This window comes from Streptomyces recifensis (assembly GCF_002154615.1).
GTDB lineage: Bacteria > Actinomycetota > Actinomycetes > Streptomycetales > Streptomycetaceae > Streptomyces > Streptomyces griseoluteus.
Genome location: NZ_MUNH01000081.1, coordinates 1 through 16175, shown reverse-complemented (window position 1 = coordinate 16175; position 16175 = coordinate 1). Strand labels below are relative to the sequence as shown.

At 71.1% G+C, this 16175-nt stretch carries 19 protein-coding genes; 10 read left to right on the top strand and 9 right to left on the bottom strand.

The window, feature by feature from the left end; translation table 11 throughout:
- From CCN33_RS05380 to CCN33_RS05370, 3 genes are all read left to right on the top strand, one after another.
- On the top strand, positions 1 to 1085 hold a 1085-nt coding region (locus CCN33_RS05380), incomplete at its 5' end, for a family 2B encapsulin nanocompartment shell protein (RefSeq protein WP_086691656.1).
- 76 nt (positions 1086 to 1161) lie between these two features.
- A complete protein-coding gene (locus CCN33_RS05375) occupies positions 1162 to 2283 on the top strand; it encodes a family 2 encapsulin nanocompartment cargo protein polyprenyl transferase (RefSeq protein ID WP_086691649.1) in 1122 nt (373 codons plus the stop codon).
- A 231-nt stretch (positions 2284 to 2514) separates the two neighbouring features.
- A complete protein-coding gene (locus tag CCN33_RS05370) occupies positions 2515 to 2883 on the top strand; it encodes a DUF952 domain-containing protein (protein ID WP_086691654.1) in 369 nt (122 codons plus the stop codon).
- A 77-nt stretch (positions 2884 to 2960) separates the two neighbouring features.
- Here the strand turns inward: CCN33_RS05370 and CCN33_RS05365 are convergent, their stop codons facing one another.
- The gene (locus tag CCN33_RS05365) at positions 2961 to 4016 is read right to left on the bottom strand and encodes a YihY/virulence factor BrkB family protein (RefSeq protein WP_086691647.1); all 1056 of its coding nucleotides are present in this window, start codon (positions 4014 to 4016) and stop codon (positions 2961 to 2963) included.
- Between the two features lie 169 nt (positions 4017 to 4185).
- Complete coding sequence (gene sodN, locus CCN33_RS05360) at positions 4186 to 4581, bottom strand: superoxide dismutase, Ni (RefSeq protein WP_031181160.1); 396 nt, start codon at positions 4579 to 4581, stop codon at positions 4186 to 4188.
- Positions 4582 to 4725: 144 nt separating this feature from the next.
- Between sodN and sodX the strand changes: the two genes are divergently transcribed.
- A complete protein-coding gene (gene sodX, locus CCN33_RS05355) occupies positions 4726 to 5157 on the top strand; it encodes a nickel-type superoxide dismutase maturation protease (RefSeq protein ID WP_140394472.1) in 432 nt (143 codons plus the stop codon).
- Here sodX and CCN33_RS05350 read toward each other — a convergent pair.
- Positions 5043 to 5690: a CGNR zinc finger domain-containing protein gene (locus CCN33_RS05350; RefSeq protein WP_086691643.1), complete on the bottom strand. Its 648-nt coding sequence runs from the start codon at positions 5688 to 5690 to the stop codon at positions 5043 to 5045. The two genes, sodX and CCN33_RS05350, sit on opposite strands and share 115 nt — an antisense overlap.
- Before the next feature lie 98 nt (positions 5691 to 5788).
- Between CCN33_RS05350 and CCN33_RS05345 the strand changes: the two genes are divergently transcribed.
- A complete protein-coding gene (locus tag CCN33_RS05345) occupies positions 5789 to 6553 on the top strand; it encodes a class I SAM-dependent methyltransferase (RefSeq protein ID WP_392225319.1) in 765 nt (254 codons plus the stop codon).
- 59 nt (positions 6554 to 6612) lie between these two features.
- On the opposite strand, the gene CCN33_RS05340 is transcribed toward CCN33_RS05345, so the two are convergent.
- Genes CCN33_RS05340 through CCN33_RS05330 form a run of 3 tightly spaced genes read right to left on the bottom strand, consistent with a single transcriptional unit; the run spans position 6613 to position 9339 of the window.
- Positions 6613 to 7365, bottom strand: coding sequence for an amino acid ABC transporter ATP-binding protein (locus CCN33_RS05340; RefSeq protein ID WP_086691651.1), 753 nt, complete (start codon positions 7363 to 7365; stop codon positions 6613 to 6615).
- A gap of 47 nt (positions 7366 to 7412) precedes the next feature.
- On the bottom strand, positions 7413 to 8348 hold the full coding sequence (locus tag CCN33_RS05335; RefSeq protein ID WP_086691641.1) for an amino acid ABC transporter permease: 936 nt from the start codon (positions 8346 to 8348) through the stop codon (positions 7413 to 7415).
- Positions 8349 to 8385: 37 nt separating this feature from the next.
- Entirely contained in the window at positions 8386 to 9339 is a 954-nt protein-coding gene (locus tag CCN33_RS05330) for an ABC transporter substrate-binding protein (protein WP_086691639.1), read from the bottom strand.
- Positions 9340 to 9937: 598 nt separating this feature from the next.
- On the opposite strand from CCN33_RS05330, the gene CCN33_RS05325 reads away from it, so the two are divergent.
- The 4 genes from CCN33_RS05325 (at position 9938) to CCN33_RS05310 (ending at position 13167) form a co-directional block, all read left to right on the top strand.
- Positions 9938 to 11161, top strand: a complete 1224-nt coding sequence (locus tag CCN33_RS05325; protein ID WP_086691637.1) for an NAD(P)-dependent malic enzyme — start codon at positions 9938 to 9940, stop codon at positions 11159 to 11161.
- Positions 11162 to 11323: 162 nt separating this feature from the next.
- A complete protein-coding gene (locus tag CCN33_RS05320) occupies positions 11324 to 12289 on the top strand; it encodes a zinc-binding dehydrogenase (protein ID WP_086691635.1) in 966 nt (321 codons plus the stop codon).
- 105 nt (positions 12290 to 12394) lie between these two features.
- Positions 12395 to 12604: a helix-turn-helix domain-containing protein gene (locus CCN33_RS05315; RefSeq protein WP_030807538.1), complete on the top strand. Its 210-nt coding sequence runs from the start codon at positions 12395 to 12397 to the stop codon at positions 12602 to 12604.
- Positions 12604 to 13167, top strand: coding sequence for a Clp protease N-terminal domain-containing protein (locus CCN33_RS05310; RefSeq protein WP_086691633.1), 564 nt, complete (start codon positions 12604 to 12606; stop codon positions 13165 to 13167). Before CCN33_RS05315 ends, CCN33_RS05310 begins: the two co-directional genes overlap by 1 nt.
- Positions 13168 to 13189: 22 nt before the next feature.
- Here the strand turns inward: CCN33_RS05310 and CCN33_RS05305 are convergent, their stop codons facing one another.
- From CCN33_RS05305 to CCN33_RS05295, 3 genes are all read right to left on the bottom strand, one after another.
- On the bottom strand, positions 13190 to 14230 hold the full coding sequence (locus CCN33_RS05305) for a PadR family transcriptional regulator (RefSeq protein WP_086691631.1): 1041 nt from the start codon (positions 14228 to 14230) through the stop codon (positions 13190 to 13192).
- A gap of 1 nt (position 14231) precedes the next feature.
- On the bottom strand, positions 14232 to 15122 hold the full coding sequence (locus tag CCN33_RS05300) for a DUF4097 family beta strand repeat-containing protein (RefSeq protein ID WP_086691629.1): 891 nt from the start codon (positions 15120 to 15122) through the stop codon (positions 14232 to 14234).
- A gap of 274 nt (positions 15123 to 15396) precedes the next feature.
- Positions 15397 to 15576, bottom strand: a complete 180-nt coding sequence (locus CCN33_RS05295; protein ID WP_003992906.1) for a DUF6104 family protein — start codon at positions 15574 to 15576, stop codon at positions 15397 to 15399.
- A 224-nt stretch (positions 15577 to 15800) separates the two neighbouring features.
- On the opposite strand from CCN33_RS05295, the gene CCN33_RS05290 reads away from it, so the two are divergent.
- Positions 15801 to 16175, top strand: a 375-nt coding sequence (locus CCN33_RS05290) for a CU044_2847 family protein (RefSeq protein WP_107483901.1), incomplete at its 3' end; no start/stop codon positions are given.

Genomic DNA, 16175 nt, shown 5'->3' with positions numbered 1-16175 from the left:
CCCGGCGCTGCCGGCAGCGCGACATCGCCGCGGGCGACGTGATCAGCTCCTTCGGCACCCGCACCGAGAAGGTGTACCTGCTCGCCCACGGCCGCGTGGAGAAGATCGGCACGGGTCCCTACGGCGACGACGCGGTGCTCGAAGTCCTCGCCGACGGCGCCTACTTCGGCGAACAGGCGCTGCTCGACCCCGACGCCATCTGGGAGTACACCGCCCGCGCCGCCACCGCGTGCACGGTGCTCGTGCTCAGTCGCTCGGACTTCGAGCAGGTCGCCGAGCGCTCCGACTCCCTGAGTGAGCACGTCGCCCGGCTGCGCGCGCTCCCGGACCAGCGGACCAACAAGTACGGCGAGAAGGAGGTCGAGCTGGCGGCCGGCCACTCCGGCGAGCCCGACATCCCGCACACCTTCGTGGACTACGAGGCGCGGCCGCGCGAGTACGAACTCAGCATCGCCCAGACCGTGCTGCGCATCCACTCCCGCGTGGCCGACCTCTACAACCAGCCGATGAACCAGACCGAGCAGCAGTTGCGGCTCACGGTCGAGGCGCTGAAGGAGCGCCAGGAGCACGAGCTGGTCAACAACCGCGAGTTCGGCCTCCTGCACAACTGCGAGTACGACCAGCGGCTCCAGCCGCACGACGGCGTCCCCGGCCCGGACGACCTGGACGAGCTGCTCAGCCGCCGCCGGGGCACCAAGTTCCTGCTCGCCCACCCCCGCGCCATCGCGGCGATCGGGCGCGAGCTGAACAAGCGCGGACTGGTCCCGGAGACCATCGACGTGGGCGGCAACCGCATCCCCACCTGGCGCGGGGTGCCGATCTACCCGTGCAACAAGATCCCGGTCAGCGAGGCCCGCACCACCTCGATCATCGCGCTGCGCACCGGTGAGGCCGAGCAGGGCGTCATCGGCCTCCGCCAGTCCGGCCTGCCGGACGAGATCGAGCCCAGCCTGTCGGTGCGCTTCATGGGCATCAACGAGCAGGCCGTCATCAACTACCTGGTGACCGCCTACTACTCGGCCGCCGTCCTGGTGCCGGACGCGCTGGGCGTGCTGGAGAACGTGGAGATCGGCCGGTGGCGGTGACGCGATCACCTGCCTCCCGCCCCGGCGGCCGACGCCGGGGCGGGGGCCCCACCGTGTTCGCCGGGGAGGGGGAACCATGAGCGAATCCATCGTGGAGACCGGGGAGTGCCCTGCGCCGGTCTCGTCGGACGGGGTACCCAGGCCGCGCCGGGCGGCGGAGGACACGCCGGGGCACGAGGCGCTCGTTCTGCTGGAGCGCACACGGGATGTCGTGGACCCCGAACTGCGCTCCGCCGTCGAGTCGTTGCCGGTGCAGTTACGCCGGATCGCGCTCTACCACTTCGGCTGGAGCCACGCGGACGGCACTCCGGCGGCGGGCAACGGGGGCAAGGCGATCCGCCCCGCCCTCGTCCTCGCGGCGGCGTCCGCGCTGGGCGGCGCGGAGGCGCGGGCGGCGGCCGTGCGGGCCGCCGCGGCGGTCGAACTGGTCCACAACTTCACGCTGATGCACGACGACGTGATGGACCGCGACACCACCCGCAGACACCGGCCCACGGCCTGGACCGCGTTCGGCGTCCCCGACGCGATCCTCGCCGGGGACGCCCTCCAGGCACTGGCGGTGCGACTGCTCGCCGCTGATCCGCACCCGGCCGCCGGCCGGGCGGCGGCCCGGCTCGCGGAGTGCGTGATCGAACTGTGCGCCGGACAGCAGACCGACACGGCGCTGGAACAGCGCGCGCCCGGCGAGGTCGCCCTCGACGAGGTGCTCGCCATGGCCGAGGCGAAGACCGGCGCCCTGCTGGGCTGCGCCTGCGCCCTGGGCGCGCTGTACGCGGGCGCGGAGGACGAGGTGGTGGCGGCGCTGGACACCTTCGGCCGGGAGGCCGGGCTGGCGTTCCAGCTCATCGACGACGTGATCGGCATATGGGGCGACCCCAGCCGCACGGGCAAGCCGGCCGGTGCCGACCTCGCCGTCCGGAAGAAGTCTCTGCCCGTGGTCGCCGCGCTGACCTCCGGCACCCCGGCGGGGGCCGAACTGGCCGCGCTGTACGCCCGCCCGCACACCGCGGGGGACGGCGCCGAGATCTCCCGTGCCACGGTCGCGGTGGAGCAGGCGGGCGGCCGGGACTGGGCGCAGGCGGAGGCGGCGGACCGGATGGCCCGCGCGGTGCAGGAACTGGCCCGCGCGGTTCCGGCTCCGGAGGCGGCGGGGGGTCTGCTGGCCCTGGCGGAGTTCGTCACCCGGCGCAGTAGCTGAGCCGCCTCGGGGCCCTTGGACCCTTGGCCCCCTTGGGTCCCGCGCATCCCCACGGTGCGCGGGACCCGTCCGGCCTACCCTGGGCTTATGGACAGGGAAGCCCACGTCTGCCCCACCTGTGGCGAGTCCGTCGACATGGTCGCCGGCCGCCGCAAGACCCTGGGGGCGTGGGTGCCGGTGTGGAAACCGGGCCCGTGCCACAACCCGGCCTGCGCCCGTAGCGTGACCCCCATGCCCCAGCACCCCGAGGTTCAGCACCCCGAGATCCTGCACATCACCGAACGCGCCCTCTGGGAAGCGGCCCGCGAGCAGGGCTCGTACGAGCTCTCCACCCGAGGCCGCACCCTCCAGGAGGTCGGCTACATCCACTTCTCCACCCGTGCCCAACTCCCGCGCGTGGCCGCCTTCCTGTACGGCGAGGACCCCGGACGGGAGGACCTGGTGGTGCTGGTGGTCGACCCCGCCCTGCTGGACGCCCCGCTGAAGTACGAGGCGATGCCACCGGCGGGGGAGGAGTTCCCGCACGTGTACGGGGCGGTGCCGGTGTCGGCGGTGGTGGACGTGGAGGAGTGGAAGGCGGCCGGCCGGGACCGGCCCTAGGGTCTTTCGTCTGGATCAGGCCGGATCAGGGCGCGGTGCCGGACCCCGCGAGCCCGGCAAGATCCAAACGAGAGGCCCTAGGCCCCCTCGGGCCGGCCGAGGCGCTTGCGGTCCTCCTCGTCCCAGGTGCGGGTGTCGCGGGGCTCGACGTAGGGCTCCTCGTCGGCCGGGTGACCGCCCGCGATGGCGCGGTGACGGCTCATCTCCGCGTCGAACTCCAGGCCGAGCAGGATGGCCAGGTTGGTGAGCCACAGCCACACCAGGAAGACGATCACGCCCGCGATGGCGCCGTAGGTCTTGTTGTAGGAGGAGAAGTTCGCCACGTAGAGCGCGAAGGCCGCCGACGCGATCAGCCAGACGACCAGGGCGAGGAAGCTGCCCGGAGTGATCCAGCGGATGCTGCGGATCTTGGCGTTCGGGGTCGCCCAGAACAGGATCGCGATCATGATCGTGACGAGGACCGCGAGCACAGGCCACTTGGCGATCGACCACACGGTCAGGAACGTGTCGCCGACGCCCAGCGTGGTGCCCACCTGCCGGGCCACGCTGCCGGTGAGGACGACGATCAGCGCGCTGATCACGGCGATGACCATGAGCACCACGGTCACCCCCAGCCGCACGGGCAGCAGCTTCCACACCGGACGGCCCTCGGGCACGTCGTACACGGCGTTGGCGCTGCGGATGAAGGCGGCCACGTAACCGGAGGCGGACCACACCGCGAGCGCCAGGCCCACGAGCGCCATGACCGAGCCGACCCCGCCCTTGCCCTGCATCTGCTGCACGGCGGCACGCAGCACCTCGCGGGCGGGCCCGGGGGCGAGCTGCTGAATGTTGGTCAGCACCTTCTGGGTCGTCGACCGGCCGGCCAGCCCGAGCAGGGAGACCAGCGCGAGCAGTGCCGGGAAGAGCGCGAGGACACCGTAGTAGGTCAGCGACGCCGCCCGGTCGACCAGCTCGTCCTTCTGGAACTCCTTCAGGGTGCCCTTGAGCACCGCACCCCAGGACCGCGCGGGCAGATCCGTCGGCGAGTCCGGCGCCCGCCGCTCCACCTGCTCCGTCGGACCGAGGCCCGCGTCCTGCCCGGCCGACTCGTCTTCGTCACGGGACCCGAATCCCCTCAGCGATTTCTCCATGCCTGCCGGATGTCCCGTGAGCGGCCGCCTATGTCGGCGTCGTCCATGCCGGCGGCCGGGGCATCCGGACCCGTTAAAAGACCGCACCCGGCTCCTCGAAGGCGCCGGGTGCGGTCGGAGACGCTGCGGAATCAGGCACGTCGCAGGCCGGAAGGGATGACCCGAGGGGTCAGGCCTTCTTGGTCTCCCAGAAGATCTTGTCGATCTGGGCGATGTAGTCCAGGGCCTTCTGGCCCGTCGCCGGGTCGGTGGAGGCCTTGGCGGCGGAGAGGGCCTTGACCGCCTCGTTGACCAGCGTGTGCAGCTCGGGGTAGCTCTCGAAGTGCGGCGGCTTGAAGTAGTCGCTCCAGAGCACGTCCAGGTGGTGCTTGGCCAGCTCGGCGCGCTGCTCCTTGATCACCGTGGCACGGATCTGGAAGTGCAGGTCGTCGTTGGCGGCCATCTTCTCCTGGATGGCCTTCACCGACTCCGCCTCGATGCGGGCCTGGGCGGGGTCGTACACACCGCAGGGCAGGTCGCAGTGGGCGCTGACCTTGACCTTGGGGGCAAACAGGCGGGAAAGCATGGAGCGTTCCTTCCTCGTGATCGTCTTCTCAGGTGGGACATTACTCCCTGAGGGACTGGTTTTCCCGAGTGCCCCCCAGGGCTTAGGACAAAAGTCCGGGGTCAGACTGAGACTGTGGAGGAACGGACCGGGGAGGTGCCGGGGATGCCGGAGCTGTCGCAGGAGACCGAGCGGGGCAGAGCGCTGCCGCCCTTCGGCCTCGCCGAGGTCACGGGCCCCTCCATGGTGCCCACGCTCCACCACGGGGACCGCCTGCTGCTGCGGTACGGCGCTCCCGTCCGGCCGGGACAGATCGTCGTCCTGCGCCACCCCTTCCAGCAGGACCTGCTGGTCGTCAAGCGTGCGGTGGAGCGGCGCGAGGGCGGCTGGTGGGTGCTCGGCGACAATCCGTACGCCGGCGGGGACAGCACCGACTACGGGGTCGTGCCCGAGGAGCTGATCCTCGGGCGGGCCTGGCTGCGTTATCGCCCGCCGGCCGGGCGCGGCTCGCCGCTGGCGGTCGTGCGCTGGGCGTTCTCCGCGGCCAGACCGCTGCTGTCGGACCGGTCGGCGGCCAGGCGCTTCCGGGCGCGGTAGGCGGCGACGTTGGCGCGGGTCGCGCAGCGGTCGGAGCAGTAGCGGCGGGAGCGGTTGGTGGAGGTGTCCAGGTAGGCGTTCCGGCAGGGGGCGGCCTGGCACAGGCCCAGCCGGTCGACGCCGTACTCGGTCAGATGGAACGCCAGCCCCATCGCGGCGATGGCCGCGTAGCCCGCGGTCGCGTTCGACGGGTGATCGGCCAGGTGCATGTGCCACAGCGGGCGGCCGTCGTCGTCGCGGTGGTCGTGCCCGGAGATCTGCGGGCTGACCGGGAACTCCAGCAGCAGGGAGTTCAGCAGGTCCACGGCCAGCGTCTCGTCGCCCTCGTCCGCCGCCTCGAACACCGCGCGCAGCCTGCCGCGGACCGAACGGAAGCGCGTGACATCGGCGTCGGTGGCGCGGCGGGCGGCCGACGCGTTCCCGCCGAAGAGGTCGCGTACGGCCTCCACCGAGGTCAGGGAGTCCTTGCCCTGGCCCGGCTCCTCGCTGTTGACGAGGCGTACGGCGTAATCCGAGTAATGGGCCAGTTCCACTTGTAGTCCTTACTGGGGCGCTCTATGGTCGTGTCTGCGGTCGGGTAATGGCCGGACGCACTTCCAGGGTATTACGCCTGCGCTGAAGGGGATGGGGAATCGTGACCACCGTAGGTACGGGGACGGACTGGGCCGCCTGGCAGGAGAGCTGGGACCGTCAGCAGGAGTGGTACATGCCCGACCGCGAGGAGCGGTTCCGGGTCATGCTCGACATGGTGGAGGCGTTCGCCGGCACGGCCCCGCGCGTGCTCGACCTCGCGTGCGGTACGGGCACGATCACCGCCCGGCTGCTGGCGCGGTTCCCGGAGGCGACCAGCACCGGGGTCGACCTCGATCCGGCCCTGCTCGCCATCGCCCGCGGCACGTTCGCGGGCGACGACCGGGTGACCTTCGTCGAGGCCGACCTCAAGAACGCCGACTGGCCGGCGGCGCTGCCGTACGGCTCCTACGACGCGGTGCTCACCGCCACCGCCCTGCACTGGCTGCACACCGAGCCGCTCACCGCGCTGTACGGGCAGCTCGCGGGGCTGGTGCGGGAGGGCGGGGTGTTCATGAACGCCGATCACATGACCGACGAGTCCACACCCCGGATCAACGCCGCCGAACGGACCCAGCGGCACGCGCGGATGGACCGGGCCAAGCGGGACGGGGCCCTCGACTGGGCCGAGTGGTGGCAGCTCGCCGCCCAGGACCCGGTCCTCGCCGGCCCCACCGCCCGCCGCTTCGAGATCTACGGCGAACACGCCGACGGAGACACCCCGTCCGCCGCCTGGCACGCCTCCGCCCTCCGCGAGCAGGGCTTCGGCGAGGCCCGGCCGGTGTGGTGCTCGCCCTCGGACTCGCTGGTGCTCGCGCTGAAGTGACGCACGGAAGAGGGACGGTACGGGGTGACCCGTACCGCCCCTCGGTGTGTCCGTGACGGCTACAGCACCTTCGACAGGAACGACTGGGTGCGTTCGTGCCGGGGGTTGGTGAGGACGTCTCGGGGGTGGCCGGACTCTACGACCACTCCGCCGTCCATGAAGACCAGGCTGTCGCCGACCTCGCGGGCGAAGCCCATCTCGTGGGTGACGACGACCATCGTCATGCCGGACTCGGCGAGGTCGCGCATGACGTCGAGGACGTCACCGACCAGCTCCGGGTCGAGCGCCGACGTGGGCTCGTCGAAGAGCATCAGCTTGGGCTCCATGGCGAGGGCCCGGGCGATCGCCACACGCTGCTGCTGGCCGCCGGAGAGCTGCGAGGGGTAGTTGCCCGCCTTGTCGCCGAGGCCCACCCGCTCCAGGAGCTGCATCGCCTGCTCCTGCGCCGCCCGCTTGGAGACGCCCTTGACCTGTACGGGCGCCTCGGCGACGTTCTCCGCGGCCGTCATGTGCGGGAAGAGGTTGAAGCGCTGGAAGACCATGCCGATGTCCCGGCGCTTCAGCGCGACCTCGCTGTCCCGCAGCTCGTACAGCTTGTCGCCCTTCTGGCGGTAGCCGACCAGCTCGCCGTCGACGTACAGGCGGCCGGCGTTGACCTTCTCCAGGTGGTTGATGCACCTCAGGAATGTCGACTTGCCGGAGCCGGAGGGGCCGATGAGGCAGAACACCTCGCCCGGCTTCACCTCCAGGTCGATGCCCTTGAGAACCTCGACCGCGCCGAAGGACTTGTGCACACCCTCGGACTTCACCATCGGCACGATCGCCTTCGGCGGGGTGTCGTTCTTGCTCAGCTTGTCGCTCATGCCGCGCCTCCCTTCGGACGGCCCAGGGAGAACATGTTCGCCTTCACCTTCTGCCAGGGAGTGGCAGGCAGTTGACGGCTGGAGCCTCGGGCGTAGTAGCGCTCGATGTAGTACTGGCCGACGCTCAGGATCGAGGTCATGATCAGGTACCAGGCGGCGGCGAGGAAGTACATCTCCACCGGTGCGCCGGAGTTCTGGCCGATGTCCTGGGCGTAGCGGAAGAGTTCGGGATACTGGACGGCCGCCACGAGCGAGGTCGTCTTCAGCATGTTGATCACTTCGTTGCCCGTGGGCGGCACGATCACGCGCATCGCCTGCGGGATCACGACCCGGCGCAGCGTCTTGGCGTGGCTCATGCCCAGCGCGTGGGACGCCTCGGTCTGGCCCTCGTCCACCGCGAGCAGACCGGCGCGGCAGATCTCCGCCATGTACGCGGCCTCGTTGAGGCCGAGGCCGAGCAGCGCCGTCAGCAGCGGCGTCATGAAGTCCGACCAGTAGTTCTTGTAGATCGGGCCCAGGTTGATGTACTCGAAGACGAGTCCCAGGTTGAACCACAGGAACAGCTGCACCAGCACCGGGGTGCCGCGGAAGAACCAGATGTAGAACCAGGCGATCGACGAGGTCACCGGGTTCTTCGACAGCCGCATCACCGCGAGGACGATGCCGCCCACGATGCCGATCACCATCGACAGGACCGTCAGCAGCAGCGTCTTGCCGACGCCGGTCAGGATGCGGTCGTCGAAGAAGTAGTCCGGGATCGCGTGCCAGTTGATCTTGCCCTGGCTGAAGGCGTACACGATCGCCGCGAGCAGCGCGATGGCGATGACGGCGGACACGTAGCGCCCGTAGTGCTTGACCGGGATGGCCCTGATGGCCTCCGGCGCGGCCGGGGGAGCGCTCGTGCCCCCGGCCGTCTTCTCGATGTCAGTCACAGGTATTGCCTCTCGGTGGCCGCTGAGGTTCCGCGGATCACTTGCCGCTGTTGATGGCGGCTTCCTTGACGGCGCCGTCCTGCGCGCCCCACTTCTGGAGGATCTTCGCGTACTCGCCGTTCTTGATGATCGCGTCCAGCGCGGCCTTCAGGGCGTCACGCAACTGCGTGTCCTTCTTGGCGACCGCGATGCCGTACGGGGCCGCCTCGACCTGGTCGCCCACGACCTCGAAGTCCTTGCCGCCGCCGGAGGTCTTCACCGCGTAGGCGGCGACCGGGAAGTCGGAGGAGGCGGCGTCCACACCGCCGGAGCGCAGCCGGGTCTGGGACTGCTGGTCGTCGTCGAACGGCTCGATGCTGATCTTCTTGCCGGCCGGACACTTCTTGGTCTCCTGCTTGGCCAGGTCCTCGGAGACCGTGCCGCGCTGGACGGCGAGCTTCTTGCCGCACAGGTCCGACCAGTCGGTGATGCCCTTGGTCTCGCCCTTGCGCGTGTAGATGGAGACGCCGGCCGTCAGGTAGTCGACGAAGTCGACGCCCTCGCCGACCTTCTTGCCCGTGTCGGGGTCGACGCCCTCCTGACGGTTCTTGTTGTCGGTCATCGCGGACATGGCCATGTTGAACCGGCCGGAGCGCAGACCGGTGAGCAGTCCGTCGAACGTGCCGTCCTCGAAGCTGAACTTCACACCGAGCTGGTCGCCGAGGGCGGTGGCGAGGTCCGGGTCGATGCCGACGACCTTGCCGGAGGAGTCCTTGAACTCGACCGGGGCGTAGTGGATGTCGGAACCGACCTTGATCTCGCCCTTGTCCCGGATGTCGGAGGGCAGCAGCTTGGCGAGGGGCGCGGCGGAGGAGGCGCTGCCGGAGCCGGAGTCCTTGCCCTTCGTCTGGTCACCGCAGCCGGTGAGGATCAGGGTGCCTGCGACCGCGATCGCACCGGCCGCTGCGATCCGGGACCGTGCGGTCGTACGACGGGTGGAGCTTGCGGTCATCGTGGTTCCTCCGGCGGATGGGAAGAGAAGACGTACCGATGGGGTCGACGAGAACACACACCTTCGGGTGCCGCGACCTCGTGGGTTTACGGCATCCTGCCATTCGGACTACGCCATTCAGGGTCGTCACAATGTCAAAATCGGATAACGGGTGACCGAGAACCGCATCAGGTCGGTACATCCGCGCTCCATTCAGACCGGATGATCTGCGGAAATACGCTGTTCACACCGGAAGATCCACAGGGGGTCTCAGCATCCGGACGGCCGGTGTGCGGTGATTGAGGGGATTCGCGGGGCGGTTGAGGTTCCTCTGAGGTGCGCCCGCCGGCCCTCTGTGCGAGGGGTGTGCGGAGGCGTGGGAGGGCCCGGCGGCATTCCGGGGCGACATGTGACCTTGCGCCTAATGGACTCGTGGTCCGCCCGTCCGTCCGGTATGAAGGTTCTTTACACCCCTCATCCGGGGCTCAGGGCGCGTGTGCGGCGCGCCCGTCGCGTATGTGCTCGTACGTATCCGTCAATCGAGCCGTGCGCGGTGCCCGCCCACTCCTCACCCGGAGTGGTCGACCCTCAACCATGCATACCTAAGGGGTAAGACAAAGTGGCAGCGGAGATCGTCAATCCTCGCAGCGACAGCGGTGCCGGACCGGAGGGCGGGGCCGAGCCCCTGGACTCCTTCGACCCCGCGTTCGCGCTGCACCGCGGCGGCAAGATGGCCGTGCGGGCCACCGTGCCGATCCGGGACACGGAAGACCTTTCCCTCGCGTACACCCCCGGCGTCGCGCGCGTGTGCACCGCGATCGCGGAAACGCCGGAGCTGGTCAACGACTACACCTGGAAGTCCTCGGTCGTCGCCGTCGTCACCGACGGCACGGCCGTGCTCGGTCTCGGGGACATCGGTCCCGAGGCGTCCCTCCCCGTGATGGAGGGCAAGGCGATCCTGTTCAAGCAGTTCGGCGGGGTCGACGCGGTGCCGATCGCCCTCGACTGCACCGGAGTCGACGAGATCGTGGAGACCGTCGTCCGGCTCGCCCCCTCCTTCGGCGGGGTGAACCTGGAGGACATCTCCGCGCCGCGCTGCTTCGAGATCGAGCGGCGCCTGCAGGAGCGGCTGGACATCCCGGTCTTCCACGACGACCAGCACGGCACCGCCGTCGTCACGCTGGCGGCGCTGCGCAACGCGGCGCGGCTCAGTGGGCGCGAGATCGGGCAGCTCCGCGTCGTCATCTCCGGGGCCGGGGCGGCCGGGGTCGCCATCGCCAAGATGCTGATCGAGGCCGGCATCGGGGACGTGGCGGTCGCCGACCGCAAGGGCGTCGTCTCCGCCGACCGGACCGACCTGACCGACGTCAAGCGCGAGTTGGCCTCCTTCACCAACAAGGCCAAGCTCACCGGCACGCTGGAGGACGCGCTGGCCGGCGCCGACGTGTTCGTCGGCGTCTCCGGCGGCACGGTCTCCGAGGAGGCGGTCGCCTCCATGGCGAAGGGCGCCTTCGTCTTCGCCATGGCCAACCCGAACCCCGAGGTGCACCCGGAGGTCGCGCACAAGTACGCGGCCGTCGTCGCCACCGGGCGCTCGGACTTCCCGAACCAGATCAACAACGTGCTCGCCTTCCCCGGCATCTTCGCCGGTGCGCTCCAGGTGCGGGCCTCCCGGATCACCGAGGGCATGAAGATCGCCGCCGCCGAGGCGCTCGCGGCCGTCGTCGGCGACGACCTCTCCGCCGACTATGTGATCCCCTCCCCGTTCGACGAGCGGGTCGCCCCCGCGGTCACGGCCGCCGTCGCCGCCGCGGCCCGTGCGGAGGGCGTCGCCCGCCGCTGACGCCTGCGCGCGAGCGTTCGCCGGGAACGGCCCCGCCCCTCGGGGGCGGGGCCGTTCGTACGTCGCGCCCGGCCGGACCCGGTGGGTGGCCTCGCGCAAGAGGGTGTGTGTCACACCGTCGGGCGGTTCCTTCACGGCGGGGCGGAACCTATCGTCGACGGCATGTTCGCCGCCTATGCCGCCCGGATCGACCGTGACCAGCCGCTCTCCGGCCTGGAGTTGGGGGAGCGTCCGGCCCCCGAGGCCCGGCCTGGCTGGAGCACCGTCGACGTCCGTGCCGCCTCCCTCAACCACCACGACCTCTGGTCCCTGCGGGGCGTCGGACTCCCCGAGGACCGGCTGCCGATGATCCTCGGCTGTGACGCCGCCGGGATCGACGAGGACGGCAACGAGGTCGTCCTGCACTCCGTCATCGGCCAGAGCGGTCACGGGGTCGGCCCCCGCGAGCCCCGCTCCATCCTCACCGAGCGCTACCAGGGCACCTTCGCCGAACAGGTCGCCGTCCCCACCTGGAATGTGCTGCCCAAGCCGAAGGAACTCTCCTTCGCCGAGGCCGCCTGCCTGCCCACCGCCTGGCTGACCGCCTACCGGATGCTGTTCACCAACGCCGGGGTACGGCCCGGTGACTCGGTGCTGGTGCAGGGCGCGGGCGGGGGCGTCGCCACGGCCGCCATCGTGCTCGGCCGGGCCGCCGGGCTGCGGGTCTTCGCCACCAGCCGGGACGAGGCCAAGCGGAAGCGGGCGCTGGAACTGGGCGCCGTCGAGGCCGTGGAGCCGGGGGCGCGGCTGCCGCAGCGGGTGGACGCCGTCATCGAGACCGTGGGCGCCGCGACCTGGTCGCACTCCATCAAGTCCCTGCGCCCCGGCGGCACCGTCGTGATCTCCGGCGCCACCAGCGGCGACCGCCCCTCGCACGCCGAGCTGACCCGGATCTTCTTCCTCGAACTCAAGGTCGTCGGCTCCACCATGGGCACCAAGGACGAGCTGGAGGACCTGCTCGCCTTCTGCGCCACGACCGGAGTGCGTCCCGTCATCGACGAGATCCTCCCGCTGGACCGCGCCCGCGAGGGCTTCGAACGGCTGGCATCCGGCGAGCACTTCGGGAAGATCGTGCTCAGCAACTCCTGAACTCTTTGACGGAGCAGGCGGGTCCGGGGCGCCGGGCCCGCCTTTTCGCGCACCTCTTTGTCAACTTGGGTTGACACCCTGGGGATGTCAACCTAGGTTGACATCATGACGGATGCAACGGATCTCGCCCAGCGGGCCGGTGACCGCGATCCTCGGGTCGGGCTGCGGGCCGTGGCCGCACTGCGCAGGCTGCTGGAGCAGCTGGAGGCGGTGCAGGTGCGCGGGGCGCGCAATCAGGGCTGGTCGTGGCAGGAGATCGCCGCCGAGCTGGGTGTCAGCAGGCAGGCCGTGCACAAGAAATACGGGAGGCAGTGATGTTCGAACGCTTCACCAAGGACGCCCGTGAGGTCGTCCAGGGCGCGGTCGCGCAGGCGGAACGGGCGGGCGTACGGTCCGTCGGCGCCGAACATCTGCTGCTCGCTCTCCTCGACCGCGAGGGCAGCCGGGCCTCCTTCGCCTTCGCCGCGCTCGGCCTCGCCGAACGCAAGGACTCCCTGCGCGAGGCGCTGGCCGAGGCACGGCGCCGGGCGGGCCTGACCCGCGCGGACGCGGACGCACTCGCCGGCCTCGGGATCGACGTCACGGAGATCGTCTCCAGGGTCGAGGAGACCCATGGCGCCGGTGCCCTGTCCGGCGACCGCCGTGACACGGCGGGCTGGCCGGGCCGCAGGACCTTCGAGCGGGACGCCAAGGACGTGCTGGAGGGGGCGCTGCGCGCCGCCGTCGGCCGCCGTGACCGGCGCATCGGCGACGAGCACCTCCTGCTCGCCCTCACCGTGCGGCCCGGAGTCCCCGCCGAGGTGCTCGCCGACCACGGCGTGACCCAGGAGTCGCTGCGACGGGTCCTGTACGGCGAGGGGGCCGCCCAGGCCGGCTGACCCGAGCCCCCCTGCCAAGGGCTCAGACCTTCGGGCCGTGGAGTATCGCGCCGATATGGGCCGCCGCCGTCGACAGATGGCGGCGGACGTCCTGGAGCTGGGCCTCGGTGACGCCGTGGTCGCGGGCCGCGTCCCGAACGTCGTCCCGGAAGCGGTCCAGCAGACGGTCCAGGTCGCGGGCGGGGTCGCCGGTGGGGGGCTCGTGGGTCCAGGCCGGCTGGTACTCCATCGGGAAGTCCGGCGGGGTCTCGGAGTACTCCGGGCCGGGCTCGGCCTTTGCGCTCCCGGTGCCCGCCGTGCCGGTCCGCCGGGCATCCTCCTTGCCGAAGTCGCCGAAGTTGCCGAACTCCCGCGCCAGTTCGGCCAGGCCCTCGCGGACCCCGGTCGGCCAGTCGCCACGGGTGAAGTGGTCCTGCACCCGCTCCTGCACCCGGCCCGCGAGACGGCGCATCTCCTCCTGGGCCCGGGCGTTGGCCCGCGACTGCGCCTCCTGGGCCTGGCGCCGGGCCTGCTGCGCCTCCTCGCGGGCGCGGCGGCTCTCGTCCTTGGCGCGCCGGGCCTGCTCCTTCCACTCCTGCTTGGCACGGCGCATCTCCTCCTTGGCGGTCCGCCACGCCTCGGAGTCGCTCCGCGTGCCCGGTTCGTCATACGAGCCGGCGGTGCCCGCCTTGCCGGCGCGGGTACGGGAGGCGGCCGCGCGCATCTCACGCCGGAGGTCGCCCGCGGCACCCCGGACATCGGCCTTTATCTCGGCGGCGAGTTCCGCGACGGACTCGCCGATCTCCATTTCCAGGTCGGCCAGTTCACCGCTGCGCTCGGCCAGTTCGGCGCGGCCCGCGTCGGTGATCGAGTAGACCTTGCGGCCGCCCTCGGTGGTGTGGGTGACCAGACCCTCGGCCTCCAGCTTGGCCAGGCGCGGGTAGACCGTGCCTGCCGAGGGGGCGTACAGCCCCTGGAAGCGCTCTTCGAGGAGCCGGATCACCTCGTAGCCGTGGCGCGGGGCCTCGTCGAGCAGCTTGAGGAGGTACAGGCGGAGGCGGCCGTGGGCGAAGACGGGAGGCATGTCAGAGCACCTTCTTGTCGGTCGTGCCGTCCGCGGGGGAGGCGGAGGCGGGGCCGGGGCCGGACTCCCAGGCGGTGTCGTCGTCCTCCTCGGCCGGGCGGCGCAGCAGGGCGATCGAGCCGGAGACGGTGGTGGCCCGGAGCTTGCCGCTGCCCGAGCCGAGGCGACCGGTGATCTTGTGGGCGCCCCACTGGCCCTGGACGCGCAGGCCGTCGAAGGCGTTGGAGATCGAGCCGCTCGCGGTGTTCGCCTCCACGTCGGTGTCGCCGGGGTGGGGGAGCCGTATGGCGATCTCGCCGGAGACGCTGGTCAGGCGTACGTCGGTGGGGCCCTCCGGGTCCAGATCGATGATCATGGAGCCGCTGACCGAGTCGGCGCGGACGGAGGGGCCCGCGCCCTCGACCACCGTCAGGTCGCCGGAGACCGACTTGAACCGCAGGTCGCCGCTGACCGCCTGGGCCTCCACGCTGCCCGAGACGGTGTCCGCCCGGACCGGGCCGGAGACACCGACCAGGGTGGTGTCGCCGGTGACGCCCTTGACCACGGACGGTCCCCGCACCCCGGAGACGACCGCGGCGGCGCCCACCACGCCCACCTCGACGCGGGTGCTCGCGGGGACGGCCAGGGTGACCACCGCGCTGCGGCGCCAGCCCTCGCGGTCCAGCCACTTCAGGAAGCCCTTCCAGGGCAGGTCCTCGTACGCCACCGTCAGGGTGCCGTGCCGGTGCGTGACGATCAGGGGTGGGCCCTCGATGTCCGAGATCTCCAGGCGGGCGGAACTCTCCTCGGTGCCCACCACGTTCACCGTGCCGTTGACCACGCGGACGTTCAGCTCGGTCACGGGGACGTCGAAGCTCAGCTTCTGGGGTTCGGCGACGGTCCACTCGGACACGGGTCCTCCTCGGGCGTGACACGGACAGGTGGGCGACAGGCAGGCGGAGCGGGGCGACGCGCGCTGGGCGAGCATGCCCACCCGTCACGCCATATCGCGTCTCCTGTCATTCACGATATATCGTGGCCGTCGGAAGTCAAGACACCCTTTCGGGGGACAAGGGCCCAGCGGTGTCCGTGTGTCCGGGCACGGGTGTGCGGACCCTGCCCCTTGGGGCGGGCCCGCAGGCGAAGTGGGCGAGGGCGGCCGGGCGCCCGGTGAGTGCCCCGAGCGGCTACTCGTCGTCCTCGTCGTCCAGCCGCGCCAGCCACGTGGCCAGGCGCTCCACCGGGACCTCGAAGTCGGGGTTCAGGTCGACGAACGTACGCAGTTGCTCGGCGAGCCACTCGAAGGTGACCTCTTCCTCGCCGCGCCGCTTCTCCAGTTCTTCGATGCCTCGGTCGGTGAAGTACATGGATGACGCTCCGTCGGTCTGTGCAGGGGTAGGGCCGGTCCCCGGCGGGAAGAACCCTCATTCGCGGACGTGACCGCGAGGGGAGAGGGCGCCGCCTGCTCCGGCTGGGGAGCCGGAGGAGGACAGGAAAAGCATAGGCAGCCGCCGGGCGAGGTGGGCAGCCGGTGCCGAGGGGCGCCGGTCACGGCCGGTGACGGGGGACGAGCGGAGAGGACGGGGGTCCGATGAACGGGGACTCGACGCGGGTGGCGCGGATCGAGCTGCCGGACGGTACGCCGGTGTGGGCACGGATCTCGGGCGCGGAGGAGCTGTCGTACACCGACACCGGCTTCCACGAGCGGGTGGAGGCCAGTGTGGAGAGCCTGCACTCGCTGATCACCGGGGTCGCGCGCTCGCTTTCCGGCCCGCTGAGCGCGGTACGGCCCGACGAGGTCAGCGTGGAGTTCGGCATCGAGCTGACCGCCAAGGCCGGCAAGGTCGTCGGCCTTCTCGCGGACGGGGAGGCCAAGGCGGCGCTGACGGTCACCCTGACGTGGAACGGGGGGCCGCCCGAGCCGGGGGTCGCGTCGGCCGGAGGCGGGTCGGAGGCGGGGCCCACC

Coding starts and splice junctions, on each gene's coding strand:
- CCN33_RS05375 (WP_086691649.1), top strand. CDS start 1,162: ATGAGCGAATCCATCGTGGAGACCGGGGAGTGCCCTGCGCCGGTCTCG.
- CCN33_RS05370 (WP_086691654.1), top strand. CDS start 2,515: ATGCCCCAGCACCCCGAGGTTCAGCACCCCGAGATCCTGCACATCACC.
- CCN33_RS05365 (WP_086691647.1), bottom strand. CDS start 4,016: ATGGAGAAATCGCTGAGGGGATTCGGGTCCCGTGACGAAGACGAGTCG.
- sodN (WP_031181160.1), bottom strand. CDS start 4,581: ATGCTTTCCCGCCTGTTTGCCCCCAAGGTCAAGGTCAGCGCCCACTGC.
- sodX (WP_140394472.1), top strand. CDS start 4,726: ATGCCGGAGCTGTCGCAGGAGACCGAGCGGGGCAGAGCGCTGCCGCCC.
- CCN33_RS05340 (WP_086691651.1), bottom strand. CDS start 7,365: ATGGTGAAGTCCGAGGGTGTGCACAAGTCCTTCGGCGCGGTCGAGGTT.
- CCN33_RS05330 (WP_086691639.1), bottom strand. CDS start 9,339: ATGACCGCAAGCTCCACCCGTCGTACGACCGCACGGTCCCGGATCGCA.
- CCN33_RS05320 (WP_086691635.1), top strand. CDS start 11,324: ATGTTCGCCGCCTATGCCGCCCGGATCGACCGTGACCAGCCGCTCTCC.
- CCN33_RS05315 (WP_030807538.1), top strand. CDS start 12,395: ATGACGGATGCAACGGATCTCGCCCAGCGGGCCGGTGACCGCGATCCT.
- CCN33_RS05310 (WP_086691633.1), top strand. CDS start 12,604: ATGTTCGAACGCTTCACCAAGGACGCCCGTGAGGTCGTCCAGGGCGCG.
- CCN33_RS05305 (WP_086691631.1), bottom strand. CDS start 14,230: ATGCCTCCCGTCTTCGCCCACGGCCGCCTCCGCCTGTACCTCCTCAAG.
- CCN33_RS05295 (WP_003992906.1), bottom strand. CDS start 15,576: ATGTACTTCACCGACCGAGGCATCGAAGAACTGGAGAAGCGGCGCGGC.